Origin of the sequence: Pollutimonas rozaliensis, from assembly GCF_048751585.1 — a bacterium.
GTDB lineage: Bacteria > Pseudomonadota > Gammaproteobacteria > Burkholderiales > Burkholderiaceae_B.
The window spans coordinates 214296-228105 of the sequence record NZ_JAZHOB010000005.1 but is presented as its reverse complement, the minus strand read 5'-3'; the positions used below and the strand labels follow the sequence as shown (position 1 = coordinate 228105).

General features: G+C 61.9%; 11 protein-coding genes. 6 read left to right on the top strand and 5 right to left on the bottom strand.

Features of this window, described 5'->3' with window-relative positions; genetic code table 11:
• The first annotated feature begins 105 nt into the window (after window positions 1-105).
• From V0R37_RS11230 to V0R37_RS11220, 3 genes are read left to right on the top strand one after another with little or no spacing between them, the layout of a single operon-like run.
• A complete protein-coding gene (locus V0R37_RS11230) occupies window positions 106-1071 on the top strand; it encodes a Bug family tripartite tricarboxylate transporter substrate binding protein (RefSeq protein ID WP_420374719.1) in 966 nt (321 codons plus the stop codon).
• A gap of 3 nt (window positions 1072-1074) precedes the next feature.
• Window positions 1075-1512, top strand: a complete 438-nt coding sequence (locus tag V0R37_RS11225) for a tripartite tricarboxylate transporter TctB family protein (protein ID WP_420374590.1) — start codon at window positions 1075-1077, stop codon at window positions 1510-1512.
• Window positions 1509-3032: a tripartite tricarboxylate transporter permease gene (locus tag V0R37_RS11220; protein WP_420374589.1), complete on the top strand. Its 1524-nt coding sequence runs from the start codon at window positions 1509-1511 to the stop codon at window positions 3030-3032. The genes V0R37_RS11225 and V0R37_RS11220 overlap by 4 nt, the downstream gene beginning before the upstream one ends.
• Window positions 3033-3089: 57 nt before the next feature.
• Here the strand turns inward: V0R37_RS11220 and V0R37_RS11215 are convergent, their stop codons facing one another.
• Entirely contained in the window at window positions 3090-4475 is a 1386-nt protein-coding gene (locus V0R37_RS11215) for a CoA transferase (protein ID WP_420374588.1), read from the bottom strand.
• A gap of 505 nt (window positions 4476-4980) precedes the next feature.
• Here V0R37_RS11215 and V0R37_RS11210 point away from each other — a divergent pair.
• Together V0R37_RS11210 and V0R37_RS11205 are read left to right on the top strand one after the other, a co-directional pair.
• On the top strand, window positions 4981-6684 hold the full coding sequence (locus tag V0R37_RS11210; RefSeq protein ID WP_420374587.1) for a sodium:solute symporter family protein: 1704 nt from the start codon (window positions 4981-4983) through the stop codon (window positions 6682-6684).
• 11 nt (window positions 6685-6695) lie between these two features.
• On the top strand, window positions 6696-6827 hold the full coding sequence (locus V0R37_RS11205; protein WP_420374586.1) for a putative transporter small subunit: 132 nt from the start codon (window positions 6696-6698) through the stop codon (window positions 6825-6827).
• Here V0R37_RS11205 and ppc read toward each other — a convergent pair.
• The 3 genes from ppc to V0R37_RS11190 form a co-directional block, all read right to left on the bottom strand.
• A complete protein-coding gene (gene ppc, locus V0R37_RS11200; RefSeq protein WP_420374585.1) occupies window positions 6824-9673 on the bottom strand; it encodes a phosphoenolpyruvate carboxylase in 2850 nt (949 codons plus the stop codon). The two genes, V0R37_RS11205 and ppc, sit on opposite strands and share 4 nt — an antisense overlap.
• Window positions 9674-9773: 100 nt before the next feature.
• A complete protein-coding gene (locus V0R37_RS11195) occupies window positions 9774-10136 on the bottom strand; it encodes a Rieske (2Fe-2S) protein (RefSeq protein ID WP_420374584.1) in 363 nt (120 codons plus the stop codon).
• Window positions 10137-10289: 153 nt separating this feature from the next.
• Window positions 10290-11039, bottom strand: coding sequence for an SDR family oxidoreductase (locus V0R37_RS11190; protein WP_420374583.1), 750 nt, complete (start codon window positions 11037-11039; stop codon window positions 10290-10292).
• A gap of 315 nt (window positions 11040-11354) precedes the next feature.
• Between V0R37_RS11190 and ilvD the strand changes: the two genes are divergently transcribed.
• Window positions 11355-13040 carry a dihydroxy-acid dehydratase gene (gene ilvD / locus V0R37_RS11185; RefSeq protein WP_420374582.1) on the top strand — a complete coding sequence of 562 codons (1686 nt, stop codon included), beginning with the start codon at window positions 11355-11357 and terminating at the stop codon, window positions 13038-13040.
• On the opposite strand, the gene V0R37_RS11180 is transcribed toward ilvD, so the two are convergent.
• Complete coding sequence (locus V0R37_RS11180; protein ID WP_420374581.1) at window positions 13037-13735, bottom strand: pirin family protein; 699 nt, start codon at window positions 13733-13735, stop codon at window positions 13037-13039. The two genes, ilvD and V0R37_RS11180, sit on opposite strands and share 4 nt — an antisense overlap.
• Between the last annotated feature and the right edge of the window lie 75 nt (window positions 13736-13810).

The following is a 13810-nucleotide window of genomic DNA, read 5'->3' as shown; positions in this document are numbered from 1 at the left end:
CTCCTGAACCGTAATGCACAGGGCCACATATAGGCCTGGCATGTATTTTTTCTAATCAGGAGACTTGGAATGAACAAACTTTGGATCTGTAAGCAGCTTGCGGGCATGCTGGTGGGTGTGTGGGCCTTGGCCGCCGTATCGGGCGTGGCGTCGGCGCAAGAGCCGCGCCGGCCGGAATGCATTGCGCCGGCCCAGCCCGGCGGCGGATTCGACCTGACCTGCCGCCTGGCGCAGGAAGGCCTGAAGGCCGCCGGCCAGTTGAAGGCGCCCATGCGCATCATCTATATGCCGGGCGGCATCGGCGCCGTTGCCTACAACCATGTGGTGGCCCAGAAGCCCGACGATGGCGGCAGCATCATCGCTTTTTCCGGCGGTTCCCTGCTGAACCTGGCGCAAGGCAAGTTCGGCAAGTACAACGTCAATGACGTACGCTGGCTGGCCGCCGTGGGTTCGGATTTCGGCGTGGCGGTGGTGCGCGACGATTCCCCATATAAAAACCTGAAGGATTTGATGGCCGCGTTCAAGGCCGACCCCAGCAAGATCGTGCTGGGCGCCGGCGGCACCGTGGGCAGCCAGGACTGGATGAAGGCCGCCCTGACGGCGAAAGCGGCCGACGTCGATTACAAGAAAATGCGCTTCGTGGCATTCGAGGGCGGCGGCGAAGCCATCACGGCATTGCGCGGCGGGCACATCCAGGCCTATATGGGCGACGCGGCGGAAGCCTTCACCATGCTGGAAGGCGGCGCCCCCATACGCGTGCTGGCAGTGTTCAACAGCGAGCGCCTGCCGGGCAAGCTGTCCAGCGTTCCGACCGCCAAGGAGCAGGGCTTCGACATCGATTGGCCCATTATTCGCGGTTTCTATGTAGGCCCCAAGGTTTCCGACGAGGACTACAACTGGTGGGTGCAGGCATTCAAGAACACGCAGGCCAGCCCCGAGTTCGCCGACCTGCAGAAGAAGCAGGGCCTGTTCCCGTTCAACAAGACCGGAGCCGAGCTTGATGCCTACGTCAAAGAGCGCGTCAAAGCGTATACCGAGCTGGCGAATTCCTTCGGCCTGATCAAGAAGTAAAGCATGAATGATCGGATACTAGGCATGGCCGCCTTGGTCTTCGCGGCGCTGATGGCTTGGTTCGGATGGGGCCTGCAAGCGCCGTTTTCCTACGAGCCAGTAGGCCCCCGCGCCTTCCCCATGCTGCTGGCGGCCATCATCGCGCTTTGCGGCGCGTGGCTGGCATTCAAGGGACGCGGGCAGGCCGAACCCAATCCCCCCGGCGCCAACGGCCGCATTGCCCTGATGGTGGTGTACTGCTTTCTGTACGCCTTGCTCTTCGAGACGCTGGGCTTCATCGTCGCCACCACCGCCATGACGATACTGGTGGGCCGCCTGTTCGGCGGCGCCTGGGTCAAGGTGGCCGTGGGCGGCGTGGTCATGAGCATATTGTTTTTCCTGCTGTTCGATCGCGCGCTCGACGTCGTTCTTCCGTTGGGCATTCTGGAGAATTTGCTATGAACGATATCCTGGCTCATTTGAGCATAGGCTTCGGGGTCGCTTCTTCATGGACCAATCTCCTGGTGGCGGCGCTCGGCTCCTTTTTCGGCACGCTGGTTGGCGTATTGCCCGGCCTGGGTCCGATCAATGGCGTGGCGATGCTGATTCCCATCGCCTTCGCCATGAATTTGCCCCCCGAGACGGCGCTCATCCTGCTGGCGGCCGTCTATGTCGGCGCGGAGTATGGCGGGCGGATCACGTCCATTCTGATCAACGTCCCTGGCGAGGCCAGCGCCATCATGACCACGCTGGACGGCTATCCTCTGGCTCGTCAGGGACTGGCCAATGTGGCGCTGTCCCTGTCGGCCTGGTCGGCCTTCTTCGGCTCCATCGTTTCGGTGGTCGGCATCATTCTTCTGGCTCCTTTGCTGGCCAAGTGGGCGCTGGCTTTCGGGCCGGCCGAGTACTTCGTGCTGATGATCTTCGCTTTCTGCTGCCTGACCAGCCTGCTGAGCGACCAGCCGGTCAAGGGCGTGCTGTCCGCGATGATAGGGCTGGCGATTGCGACCGTGGGCGTGGACGCCAATTCGGGCGTCTATCGCTATACCTTCGACTCCGTGCACCTGTTCGATGGCATCCAGTTCGTGGTGGTCGTCATCGCGCTGTTTGCCGTGTCCGAGTTGCTGGAGATGCTGGAAAGAGTCATGGGCGGCCACAAGGTCGAAGTCCAGTCCAGCGGCCGCAAGATCTTCAACCTGAAGGAAATGGCCTATACATGGTGGAGCGTGGTGCGCAGCGCGTTCCTGGGTTTCGGCGTCGGCGTGCTGCCCGGCGCCGGCGCCAGTGTGGCGGCGGCGGTGGCTTATTCCAACGAGAAACGCATCTGCGAAGAGAAAGATCCGGACGCCAAGTTCGGCCGGGGCGATATGCGCGGGTTGGTTGCGCCGGAAGCGGCCGCCACCTCGTCGGCCATCGGTTCCTTTGTTCCGATGCTGACCTTGGGCGTGCCCGGTTCGGGCACGACGGCGGTCATGATGGGGGCGTTGACCTTATACAACATCACACCGGGCCCGGTGCTGTTCGAGTCCAAGCCCGAACTGGTCTGGGGCTTGATCGCCTCGCTGTTCATTGCCAATGTCATGTTGTTCATCATGAACGTGCCCATGGTGCGCATATTCTCCAAGGTGCTCTCCGTGCCGGGTTGGTTGATGGTGCCGGGCATCCTGGCCGTCAGCTACATAGGCGTTTACGCCATCAATGCGGGCAGCTTCGATCTGCTGATGGTGGCGTGCATCGGCGGACTGGGCTACCTGATGCGCAAAGGAGGCCTTCCCATGGCACCCTTGGTGCTGGGCGTGGTGCTGGGCGACATGATGGAACAGAACCTGCGGCGCGCTTTGTCCATAACCAACGGCGAATTGCATGTGCTGTACGACAGCAATATCTCCAAAGGCCTGTGGCTGGTATCGATTTCGATAGTGCTTGTTCCACCGCTATTGCGGTACGTGAAGCGGCGCAAGAGACAGGCTGCCGCAGCGTAAGGTCCGACAGTTCGCGCAATACGGAAAGGGGCTGCCGACATTGAAGGCAGCCCTTTTTTATAGCCAGCTGGCGGGACTGCTGCCAAGCGCACGTGCGGGATGATCCCAGTGCATCGCGGCGCCTTCGACATCGCAAGGCGGCTTGAGCCGATGCGCCGGCCCCCATTGAGTCTGCTCCAGCGCTTCCGTCCAGTCGTCTTCGCTTTCGGGTGCCAGTGTGTCCGATGCGTCCCCCGTTAGCGTCATCAGCAGATTGGCGGTTCGGGCCAGGGACAGGCGGGTGCATGATCCGCGCCCTTCCCGCCAGCGAGTGGAGAGCCCGTCCAGCGCCGCCGCCGCCATCAGGTAGCCGGTAGCCTGATCCAGGGCCTGCACCGGCAGTGGCGTGGGACGGGATGCGCCGAAATGCCTCATGCCGGCTTCCGCGATGCCGCAACTCATCTGGACAAGACTGTCGAAGCCGCGCCGGGTGTTCCATGGGCCCGTCCAGCCATAGGCGTCCAGGCACACATCGACGAGGCCGGGCCGGATGCGCTGGCGCGCGCTTGGGTCCAGCCCGATACGTTCCAGGGCATCGGCGCGATAGCCATGCACCAGGATGTCGGCGCCCGCCATCAGCGATTTGAGTTGCTCCAACTGATCGCTTGCACGCAGGTCCAGTTGTGCGCAGCGTTTTCCCAATGTGACTTCGGGCACCATGCCGGGTTCGGTCCAGAACGGAGGGTCTATGCGCAGGACTTGCGCACCGTAGCCGGCAAGATAGCGGGTCGATACCGGCCCCGCCAGCACCCGGGTCAGGTCCAGCACTTTGATGCCGGCAAGAGGGCGTTCCGGCCGGGCGGCGGCATGGTCGGAGGGGCCGGAATCGCCCTTGGCGTAGTGAAACAGCGGTTCGGTTTGCAGTGCCCGGCCTTGCGGATGTTGCTCCCAGGCGGCCCGGCTGCGCATGGCGGCCGCGCAGCCGCCGGCGGCCACGATGGCGTCTTCCAGCTCGCCGGCATGCCAGCCCGCTATGGCCCGCTCGACGCTGTCATGCGACGCGGGACAGCCCAGCACGGCCAGCGCGGCAGCGCGATGATGCGGCGCATTGGCGTGCAGGCGTATCCATCCATCGCCGGCAGCATAATCGCCGGTGACCGGATCGCGTACCGATGGAAGCTGCCAGCCCACAGGCCTTAAGGACGTGGCGAACCACATGGAAGCCAGACGGCGATCGACTGAAATGGAGGGCCGCGAGGCGAAGCGCAGTTCCATGTAGCGGCTCAGCGCCAGCGCCGCCGTGCCTATCGATGCGGCGGCCAGCTCGGTAACCGGAAAAGCCGCGGGCAAGCTGCCGCTGCCGATCAAGTCGGGAAGGTCGCCGCCGGTGACGGCGGGGCTCGCCGATGAGGCCGGAGGCTGCATGGCTCGCAGGAAGGCGGCATAGGAGCAAGTATTAATCATCGAAGGGTCCGGCTGCTGAAAATTCAATGTTTTCATCATACTTTCTTGCTCGGAGTACAGCCACTTTCGGCGCCTTGATCATCGCCTTATTGGTAACCGCTGTGGACTTGTCGCGCACACAGTACTACAATGCAAGGCTTGCGCTGCCTGGATAAGCAGCCGCGCCAGAGGCTTCTGGCGGGTTTCCAGGCAGAAATTTCAGGAAGCTATTTTCCTATCACATGGCCGCTACGCGGTGGCCCGGCTGGTTTAGCCGAAACAAATATACCCGGCCGGATTCGGCCGCGGAACAACACGTCGACCTGCATGGTCGACACCGCAGCTTACAGGCGCTTGCAACCTTTGCCGATACTCGGCGTTTCGCCATTGCCTGTTGATGCTGCAACAAGGCACCTGATTTGTGTCTTTCAACCAGTCCGCTCTGGGGCCTAGGCGTTCCCGGCGCGGGCGGGATTGACTGCGCGCGTCGATATCGGGGGCCACGCACATAAGGATTGCTACACAGATGCAAGAAGCTGATTTTTTCAAACTGTCGACATCCACGGCGTTGATGCTGCTGGTCGGTTTTTACGGACTGACGTTCCTGCTGTCCCTGCTGATCGGTAAAAAGAAAGAGAACGTCGATGGCTATATGGTGTCGAACAACGCCATAGGCTTCGGCCTGTCGGCCGCCAGCATGATCGCCACCTGGATATGGGCGGCATCGTTCTATGCCAGCGCGACATCGGGATATCGCTACGGTCTTTCCGGTCCGCTGCATTACGGCTTGTGGGGCGCCTTGATGATACTGTTCATCTACCCCTTCGGCCGGCGATTCCGCCAGTTGGCGCCCAAGGCGCATACGCTGGCCGAAGTGATACAGGCGCGCCATGGGACATCAAGCCAGCTCATCATGGCGGTCTCCAACCTGATCGGCAGTTGCATCAGCCTTATGGTCAACTTCACCGCGGCCGGCGCGCTGGTTTCCATACTGAGCCCGCTCAGCTTCATACAAGGGGTGCTCATTGCGGGCCTGGGCGTGCTGTCTTACACCCTGTGGTCGGGTTTCCGCGCTTCGGTCATGACGGATTTTGCCCAGTTGATCGCGATGATACTGGCGGCAGTGGTGATTATTCCCCTGATTTTCTTCAATGCCGGCGGCACCGATATGCTGATGGCGAACTTGGGAAATCTAAGCGCCCAGCAAGCCGATTTTTTCTCGACCAAGGCCATACTTGAACAGGGTGCTCCCTACTTCGTTGCGGTCCTGGCCTATGCGATCGGCAACCAGACTATTGCGCAGCGCTTGTTTGCCGTGCGTGAAGACTTGATCAAGTCCACTTTCCTGACGGCGACCATCGGCTATGGCGCGGTGGTCATCGGCCTGGGCATGCTGGGGCTGCTGGCACTGCTGGTTGGATTGGAGCCGGCCAACGGCAACATGAACAACATCATTCCCCAGATGGCATCGACCTATTTGCCGCCATTCGGCATAGCGCTGTTTTTCATACTGGTGGTCGGTTCGCTGTCATCCACGGCGGATTCCGATCTGTCGGCCCTGTCGGCCATCATGATGACCGACGTCTATGGCAAGAACCTGGCGCGCGGCAAGCCTTGTCCCAAGCGCATGCTGTGGTGGGGACGCGCCACCATGGTGGTCGCCACGATGCTGGGCGTGGTATTTGCCAGCCTGCGGCTGGACATCCTGGTCATGCTGGTATTTGTGGGCGCGCTGTGGGGAGCCATCGTCTTTCCCGTGATCGTCAGCTTCTATTGGAACAGGGTCACCAACAAGGCCTTTACCTCATCCGTCGTCGCCGCGGTTCTGCTGTTCACAACGGCGCGTTTTGAACTGGTGCCGCTTGAAGGCATCGTAGCCGTGTTCTTCGAGTTGTGCGCGTCGTTGGGTGCGGGCGTGGTGATCGGCCTGATGGCCTTCGCTTTCTTCAACCGCCGCATCGCAATCGCGGTGGGCGTCGGGGCGGCCCTGGTATCCATGCCTTTTACTGTCGGATTCCTGCGCGACTATGTCGTGCTGCTCAGTTCGCTGACCGCTTATGGCGTAAGCGCCGCGGTATGCGTGGCCATGAGCCTGCGCAGCAACGAGCGTTTCGATTTCAGTCTGTTGGCGGAGCGGGTTACCTCGTTCCATCAGGACGACGAAGCGGCCGCGGCGGAACCCGGCCTTGTATCAACCGGCGGCGGCCGTATCGCGGCCGTCCGCGCTTAAAAGGAGAAAAAATGACAAGTATGCTTTTGACCGGCTATATCCTGATTTGGCCCGTTGCCTCGGCCGCTGTCCTGCTGGCATTGATTGTCGCGCTGATCCGCGACATGCGTGCCGCCGGCAGAGACGGCGACAGCATGATCTAACCTGAGTTCCTGAGCCCGGCCGCAATGCCATTGATGGTCATGTGTATGGCCCGCTGGCTGCGGCTTTCTTCACCGCCCGCCTTGGCGGGCTTTTCATCCGCCTGGCGATGGCGCCGCAATAGTTCGACCTGCAGGTGATTGAGCGGGTCGATATAGGCGAAGCGCTCGCTCAGCGCCGCGCCTAGCAAGGGATCGTTGGCCAGCAGCTCGTGGCCGCTGACGCGCTTGAACATTTCCAGCGTCAGTTCGAATTCGGCCTGGATGCGGCCGAATATTTCTTCACGCAATTTCCGGCTGGGCACCAGCCCCGCGTAACGCCGGGCGATATCCAGATCGGTCTTGGCCAGGACCTGCTCCATATTGGATAGCAGCGTCTTGAAGAAAGGCCATACCGCCGCCATTTCACGCAATTGCGCCAAGCGGTCGGCCGCCTTGGCGGGACTCTTCTTGCAGCCTTGCTCCACATAGGCATGCAACGCCGTGCCGACGCCATACCAGCCGGTCAGCATAAGCCGGCATTGCGCCCAGGAGAATCCCCAGGGAATCGCCCGCAGATCTTCGATTTTTTGACTGGCTTTGCGCGAAGCGGGGCGCGAACCGATGTTCAGGCCGGCGATTTCCAGTATGGGAGTGGAGGCGAAGAAATAATCGTTGAAGCCCGGGGTACCGTAGACCAGGTCGCGGTAGCTTTGCTGGGCGGCGTCCGACATGAAGTCCAGGATGGCGCCGAAGCGAGCCATGTTTTCGTCCTCGGACTGCGATATCGAGGTATTGGCCGCCAGGCTGGTCTCGAGCGTGGCCGCCACGAAATTTTCCAAGTGCCAACGGCCCACTTCGGCGTCTTTATATTTGCCCTGTATGACCTCGCCCTGTTCGGTCAGGCGGATTTGTCCATTGACCGTTCCTGGAGGCTGGGCCAGGATGGCATCGAAGCTGGAGCCGCCGCCGCGTGCCACCGACCCGCCCCGGCCATGGAAAAGACGCAGGCGCACCTTGCGCTTCTTGAACTCCTGCACCAATTGCCGCTCGGCGCAGTACAGCGACCAGTTCGAGGTCAGGTAGCCGCCGTCCTTGTTACTGTCGGAGTAGCCCAGCATGACTTCCTGTATCCCGTCCTGCGCATGCCGCACGCGTTGCGCGACTTCGGGAAGATCGAGCCAGGCGGCCATGATCTGCGGCCCGCGCACCAGGTCGGGGATGGTTTCGAACAGGGGCACCACCATCAGGCCCGCGCCGGCCTTCCGGTCCTGGGGCGAGATCAGGCCCGTTTCCTGTTGCAGCACCAGGATCTCCAGCAGGTCGCTAAGCGTTTCGGTATGCGACACAATGGCTTGCTTGATGGCGGCCGATCCATATTTTTTTCGGCAGGCGGCGGCCATGCGCAAGATAGCCAGTTCCTTCTCGGTTTCGGGCGAATAGTGCAGCCATGGGGACACCAGGGGACGGACCTGCTGGATTTCCTGGCGCAGCAATTCGATGCGGTCTTCCTCGGACAACTTCCGATAGTCCACCGGCTTGCCTTTGAATAGGGTCTTGGCCGCCTTGAACAGCTCGGCCAGCACGCGTTCGTGCACATCGGAGCTTTGGCGCAAGTCGACCGTGGCCAGGTGGAAGCCGAAAATGCTGACGGCCTGCAGCAGCCCGGACAGGCGCAATTGGCCGATAAGGCTGCCGTGATGCTTGTCCAGCGATTCGGCAATGATCCGCAGGTCGCGCTGGAATTCCTGAGGGTCGGCGTAGGCGAGAGCCGGGTAGGTGGGGCGCTGGGCCAGCTGGCGGCCCGTCAGGGCCACGGAAGTGGCGGCCAGGCGCGCATACAGATGTATGAATGCGCGGCGATAGGGCTCATCGATCCGGTGCTCGGACGTGTCCTGGCTGGCCATCGACAAGGCAAGCAGATCGGGGCTGGCCGCGCTCAGGGTATGCGACAGCGATATTTCGGTGCCCAGGGATTTGACCTCTTGCAGATAGTGCCGCAGCACGTGTGCGGATTGGCGCAGCAGGGCCTGTTCCAGTGTGGAAGCATCGACATTCGGGTTGCCGTCGCGGTCGCCGCCTATCCAGCTGCCCATCTGCAGGAAGGGCGGCAGGGGCCGGGCGTTCACCTCGAACAGCGTGCGCCCGGGCGGCTGCAGGCGTATGGCCAGGTCTTGGTACAGGCGCGGGATGGCGGTCAGGAAAGTGCTGGTGTAGTAGGTCAGCGCATTGTCGATTTCATCGTGTACCGTCAATTTCTGGCGGCGCAGCATGCGGGTTTGCCAAAGCGTGGCCACCAGCCCGGCCAGCGTGCGCTGCAACTGCATTTTTTCGCCAGGGGTTTGCGTGGCATCGGAGAGCGCCATCTGCCGCGCGATCTCGCGATGCAGATCCAGTGTGCTTTTGCGCTGGACTTCGGTGGGATGGGCGGTCAGAACCGGCACAATGCAAGCCTGCTCCAGGTAGCGCAATATCTTGCGATTGCCCACGCCTTTGCTTTGCAGCAGATCCAGCGCATGCTGAAGGCTGCCGCGCATGGGTGTATCGGCGTGCAGTTCGTGCTGGCGTTGGCGCCTGTTCTGGTCGCGGTCTTCGGCAATGTTCGACAGATGCAGAAAATAACTGAAGGCGCGTGCCACCGAAGACGCTTCCTCGTCTTGCAGGCGGGCGATCTGCCGTTCCAGTATGCGGCTGTCCTTGATATTGCCTTCGCGGCGGAACTTCACGGCGGCGCGGCGCAGTTTTTCGATGACATCGTAAATGGCCTTGCCTTCGCATTCCTTGATGACATCGCCCAGCGTTTTGCCAAGGGTGCGGATGTCGTTGCGCAGGGCGCCGGGTTCCAGGTTTGAAGGCAGGGCTTGATTCACGAAGTCTCCGAAAAAAATGTTTGGTTTGAATTGTCTGTATTTGGACTGCGGACTGCCACGTCCCGCCCCGGCATTGCCGCGCAGTCCTTTTTGCTTGCGGTCAGGCCGGTTCGGTCTTGCCTTCCGGCCACCAGAATATGGATTGATCCGCCTCGGTCACCTTCAGGGCGGAAAGCTTGCTGGGCTGGCACGGTCCGCCGGTGCATTCGCCGGTGTCGGGCTTGAAGGTGGCGCCGTGCCGCGCGCACATCAGTTGATCGCCGGCGCGCGTGAATACATGGCCTTCCCAGTCCAGTTGCGAACCCATGTGCGGGCAGCGGTTCAGGTAGCCGTAGGCGCGTCCCTGATAGCGGACGAAGAAAGCGGTGGTCGTTTCGCCGCCGTGCCGTACCGGCAGCTTGCGGGCCAGGCCGCCGTCCACGAGATCGGTGGACGGACAGACCTTGACGGAGGATGTGATCATGCGTTCTGGAAAAGAGATGTGCCAACCGCCAGTTTAGGGCCTGTCGGCGTTAAAAGGGAAGCCGCGCCGCCCTGTAACGAGCAGGCCGCGTTGTGCTGCACGTTTCTCGCGCGCGCATGCAGGGCCGTCTCGCTTACGCCTGGGGCCTGCGCATTACAGGCCTCCCGCGCATTGGACCACGGTGCCGGTTATGTATGAAGCCGCCGGCGACAGCAGCCAGACCACGGTTTCGGCGACTTCTTCGGGCCTGGCCAGCCTGCCCATGGGTATCTTCGGCGCGACCCGTTCGGGGCGGCCGGGCTCGCCCGCCGTGGCGTGGATCTCCGTCAGCGTCGAGCCGGGCGAGACGGTGCATACCCGCACGCCCGAGGTGGCGACTTCACGCGCCAGCCCCAGGGAAAAGGCCTCCAGTGCGGCCTTGCTTGCCGCATAGTGGATGTATTCGCCGGGGCTGCCGGTACGGGCTGCGACCGAAGATACATTGACAATGACTCCGCCATTCCCGCTACGCTCGAAGCAGGCCAGCGCGGCACGCGCGCATTGGATGGCTCCGAATACATTCACCTGGAAGACGCGCTCTATGGTGGCGTCGGTGGTTTTCGAAAACGGTCCGATGGGTCCGGTGATGCCGGTGTTGTTGACCAGAGCCGTCAGGGGGCCCAGCTGCCGCTCGGCTTCCTGGAACAGGCGGGGGATGTCTTCCGGCTTGCCAATGTCGGCCTGGATGATGGCGGCCTTGCGGCCATGCTGCGCAACGGCTTGGGCCACGCGGCTGGCCGCGTCCGCATTTTTCACATAATTGATGGCGACATTGAAGCCGTCGCGCGCGGCCGCGATGGCGGTGGCGGCACCGATTCCCCGGCTGGCGCCGGTAATAAGTACAGTGGGCGTGTTTGCTGTCATGCATGCACCTGGCTGGTTTATGTCCAGGTGCATTATGCGTCAAATCAGAACGCGTAGCGCAGTCCAGCGGTGTGCGCCACGCAGCAGGCCGGGAGCCGGAAATGCCGCCAGGCGGGCGCGCAAGACTCGGTAATAGCGATTTTCAATTGCACATGGCCGCGCTATTTTCCATCTGTTTTCCATGATCCGCATCAAGTTTTGGAAGATATCCATCCCCGGCGGTGGCGACTCCAAGCAGCGAAGGAGGTAAACTGCTTTCAAAAATAAATGCTTGGCCCCTCAATATCCGGGCTACGAATTCATGAAAGGAAGAAAATGAGTACACCCAAACGCCTGCGTTCCGCCAACATCACCCAGGGTCCGGCCCGCGCGCCGAACCGCTCCATGTATTACGCGCTGGGCTACAAGGAAGAAGACTTCGACAAGCCCATGATCGGGGTGGCCAACGGACACAGCACCATCACGCCTTGCAACAGCGGGCTGCAAAAGCTGGCCGACGCGGCGATCGAAGCCATTGAGGCATCGGGCGGCAACGCGCAGGTGTTCGGCACGCCGACGATTTCCGACGGCATGGCCATGGGCACGGAAGGCATGAAGTATTCCCTGGTCTCGCGCGAGGTCATCGCCGATTGCGTCGAAACCTGTGTGCAAGGGCAATGGATGGACGGCGTCGTGGTCATCGGCGGCTGCGACAAGAACATGCCCGGCGGCATGATGGGCATGCTGCGCGCCAATGTGCCGGCCATCTACGTCTACGGCGGAACGATTCTTCCGGGGCGCCTGCACGGCAAGGATTTGAATATCGTCAGCGTGTTCGAGGCGGTCGGTGAAAACGCCGCCGGACGCATGAGCGACCACGAACTGAAGCAGATCGAGCTGCACGCCATCCCCGGACCCGGCTCTTGCGGCGGCATGTATACGGCCAACACCATGAGCTCGGCGTTCGAAGCCCTGGGCATGAGCCTGCCGTACTCATCAACCATGGCCAACGTGCACGACGAAAAAACCCAATCGGCGGCCGAGTCGGCCCGCGTATTGCTGAAGGCCGTCGAACTGGACCTGAAGCCGCGCGATATCGTGACCCGCAAGTCCATCGAAAATGCCGTCAGCGTGGTCATGGCCACGGGCGGTTCGACCAATGCCGTCCTGCACATACTGGCCATCGCCCATGCCGCCGGCGTCGAATGGACGATCGACGACTTCGAGCGCGTGCGTCAGCGCGTGCCGGTCATCTGCGATCTGAAGCCCAGCGGCCATTTCCTGGCGGTGGATTTCCATAAGGCCGGCGGCGTGCCGCAAGTCATGAAGTTGCTGCTGAACGCGGGACTCATCAACGGCGATTGCATGACCATTACCGGAAAGACGATTGCCGAGCAGTTGAAAGACATACCCGATGTGCCCAGCGCGGACCAGAACGTCATCTTCCCGCTGGACAAGGCGCTGTACAAGCAGGGCCACCTGGCCATCCTGAAGGGCAACCTGTCGCCGGAAGGTGCCGTTGCCAAGATCACCGGCCTGAAGAATCCCGTCATCACCGGACCCGCGCGCGTCTTCGACGACGAGCAATCGGCGCTCAAGGCCATCCTGGACGGCAAGATCAAGGCCGGCGACGTCATGGTGCTGCGCTACCTGGGTCCCAAGGGCGGTCCGGGCATGCCCGAGATGCTGGCCCCCACCGGCGCTCTCATCGGCGCGGGCCTGGGCGATTCCGTGGGCCTGATTACCGATGGCCGGTTTTCGGGCGGCACCTGGGGCATGGTGGTGGGTCACGTGGCGCCCGAGGCCGCTGTGGGCGGCACCATAGGCCTGGTGCACGAGGGCGATTCCATCACCATCGACGCTCACCAACTGCTGCTGCAACTGCATGTTGACGAGGCCGAGCTGGCCAAGCGCCGCCAGGCATGGAAGGCGCCTGCCCCGCGTTATACGCGCGGCGTGCAGGCCAAATTCGCCTTCAATGCCTCGACGGCCAGCACCGGCGCCGTGCTGGACAACTTTTAAGGCAGGTCGAACACCAGTACTTCGGCGTCCTTGCCGTCGGCCAGCGTCAGCAGCGACTCATCCGCGATCTTGACGCCGTCGCCGGCGGACAGCGGCTGGCCATTAAGCGTCAATTGGCCGCGGGCGACATGCACATAGGCATGCCGGCCCGCCGCCAAAGGCTGCTCGATCTTTTCATCCCCGTCCAGCAGCCCGGCGAACATGCGCGCATCCTGCACGATGGTCAGCGAGCCGTCCTGGCCGTCGGGTGAAACGACCAGGCGCAGCTTGCCGCGCTTGTCTTCCTCGGGATAGCGCTTTTCCTGGTAGTTGGGCTTCACGCCCGAAAACTTGGGCACGATCCAGATTTGCAGGAAATGCACCGGATCGGTACGCGAATGATTGAATTCGCTGTGCTGGACACCAGTACCCGCACTCATCAATTGCACATCCCCCGGGCGTATGACCGAGCCCGAACCCATCGAATCCTTGTGTTCCAGTGCGCCTTCCAGCACATAGGAAATAATCTCCATGTCGCGGTGGCCATGGGTGCCGAAGCCTTCGCCTGCCTGGACTGTGTCGTCATTGATGACGCGCAGGGCGCTCCAGCCCATCTGCTGGCGATCGTAGTATTCGGCAAAGGAAAACGTGTGGTGGCTGTTCAGCCAGCCGTGCTGGGCGTGGCCGCGATCGGCGGCGTTCCGGATTTCAAGCATGTTTCGCTCCTGTCTATGATGAAGCCATGGCTTCGATGTAATCCATTCTATGATTTATTTTTTCTATAAAAAAGC

Excerpts from the sequence above, each read along its gene's own strand:
- V0R37_RS11230 (WP_420374719.1), top strand. The coding sequence starts at position 106 with ATGCTGGTGGGTGTGTGGGCCTTGGCCGCCGTATCGGGCGTGGCGTCG.
- V0R37_RS11225 (WP_420374590.1), top strand. The coding sequence starts at position 1,075 with ATGAATGATCGGATACTAGGCATGGCCGCCTTGGTCTTCGCGGCGCTG.
- V0R37_RS11220 (WP_420374589.1), top strand. The coding sequence starts at position 1,509 with ATGAACGATATCCTGGCTCATTTGAGCATAGGCTTCGGGGTCGCTTCT.
- V0R37_RS11215 (WP_420374588.1), bottom strand. The coding sequence starts at position 4,475 with ATGATTAATACTTGCTCCTATGCCGCCTTCCTGCGAGCCATGCAGCCT.
- V0R37_RS11210 (WP_420374587.1), top strand. The coding sequence starts at position 4,981 with ATGCAAGAAGCTGATTTTTTCAAACTGTCGACATCCACGGCGTTGATG.
- V0R37_RS11205 (WP_420374586.1), top strand. The coding sequence starts at position 6,696 with ATGACAAGTATGCTTTTGACCGGCTATATCCTGATTTGGCCCGTTGCC.
- V0R37_RS11195 (WP_420374584.1), bottom strand. The coding sequence starts at position 10,136 with ATGATCACATCCTCCGTCAAGGTCTGTCCGTCCACCGATCTCGTGGAC.
- V0R37_RS11190 (WP_420374583.1), bottom strand. The coding sequence starts at position 11,039 with ATGACAGCAAACACGCCCACTGTACTTATTACCGGCGCCAGCCGGGGA.
- ilvD (WP_420374582.1), top strand. The coding sequence starts at position 11,355 with ATGAGTACACCCAAACGCCTGCGTTCCGCCAACATCACCCAGGGTCCG.
- V0R37_RS11180 (WP_420374581.1), bottom strand. The coding sequence starts at position 13,735 with ATGCTTGAAATCCGGAACGCCGCCGATCGCGGCCACGCCCAGCACGGC.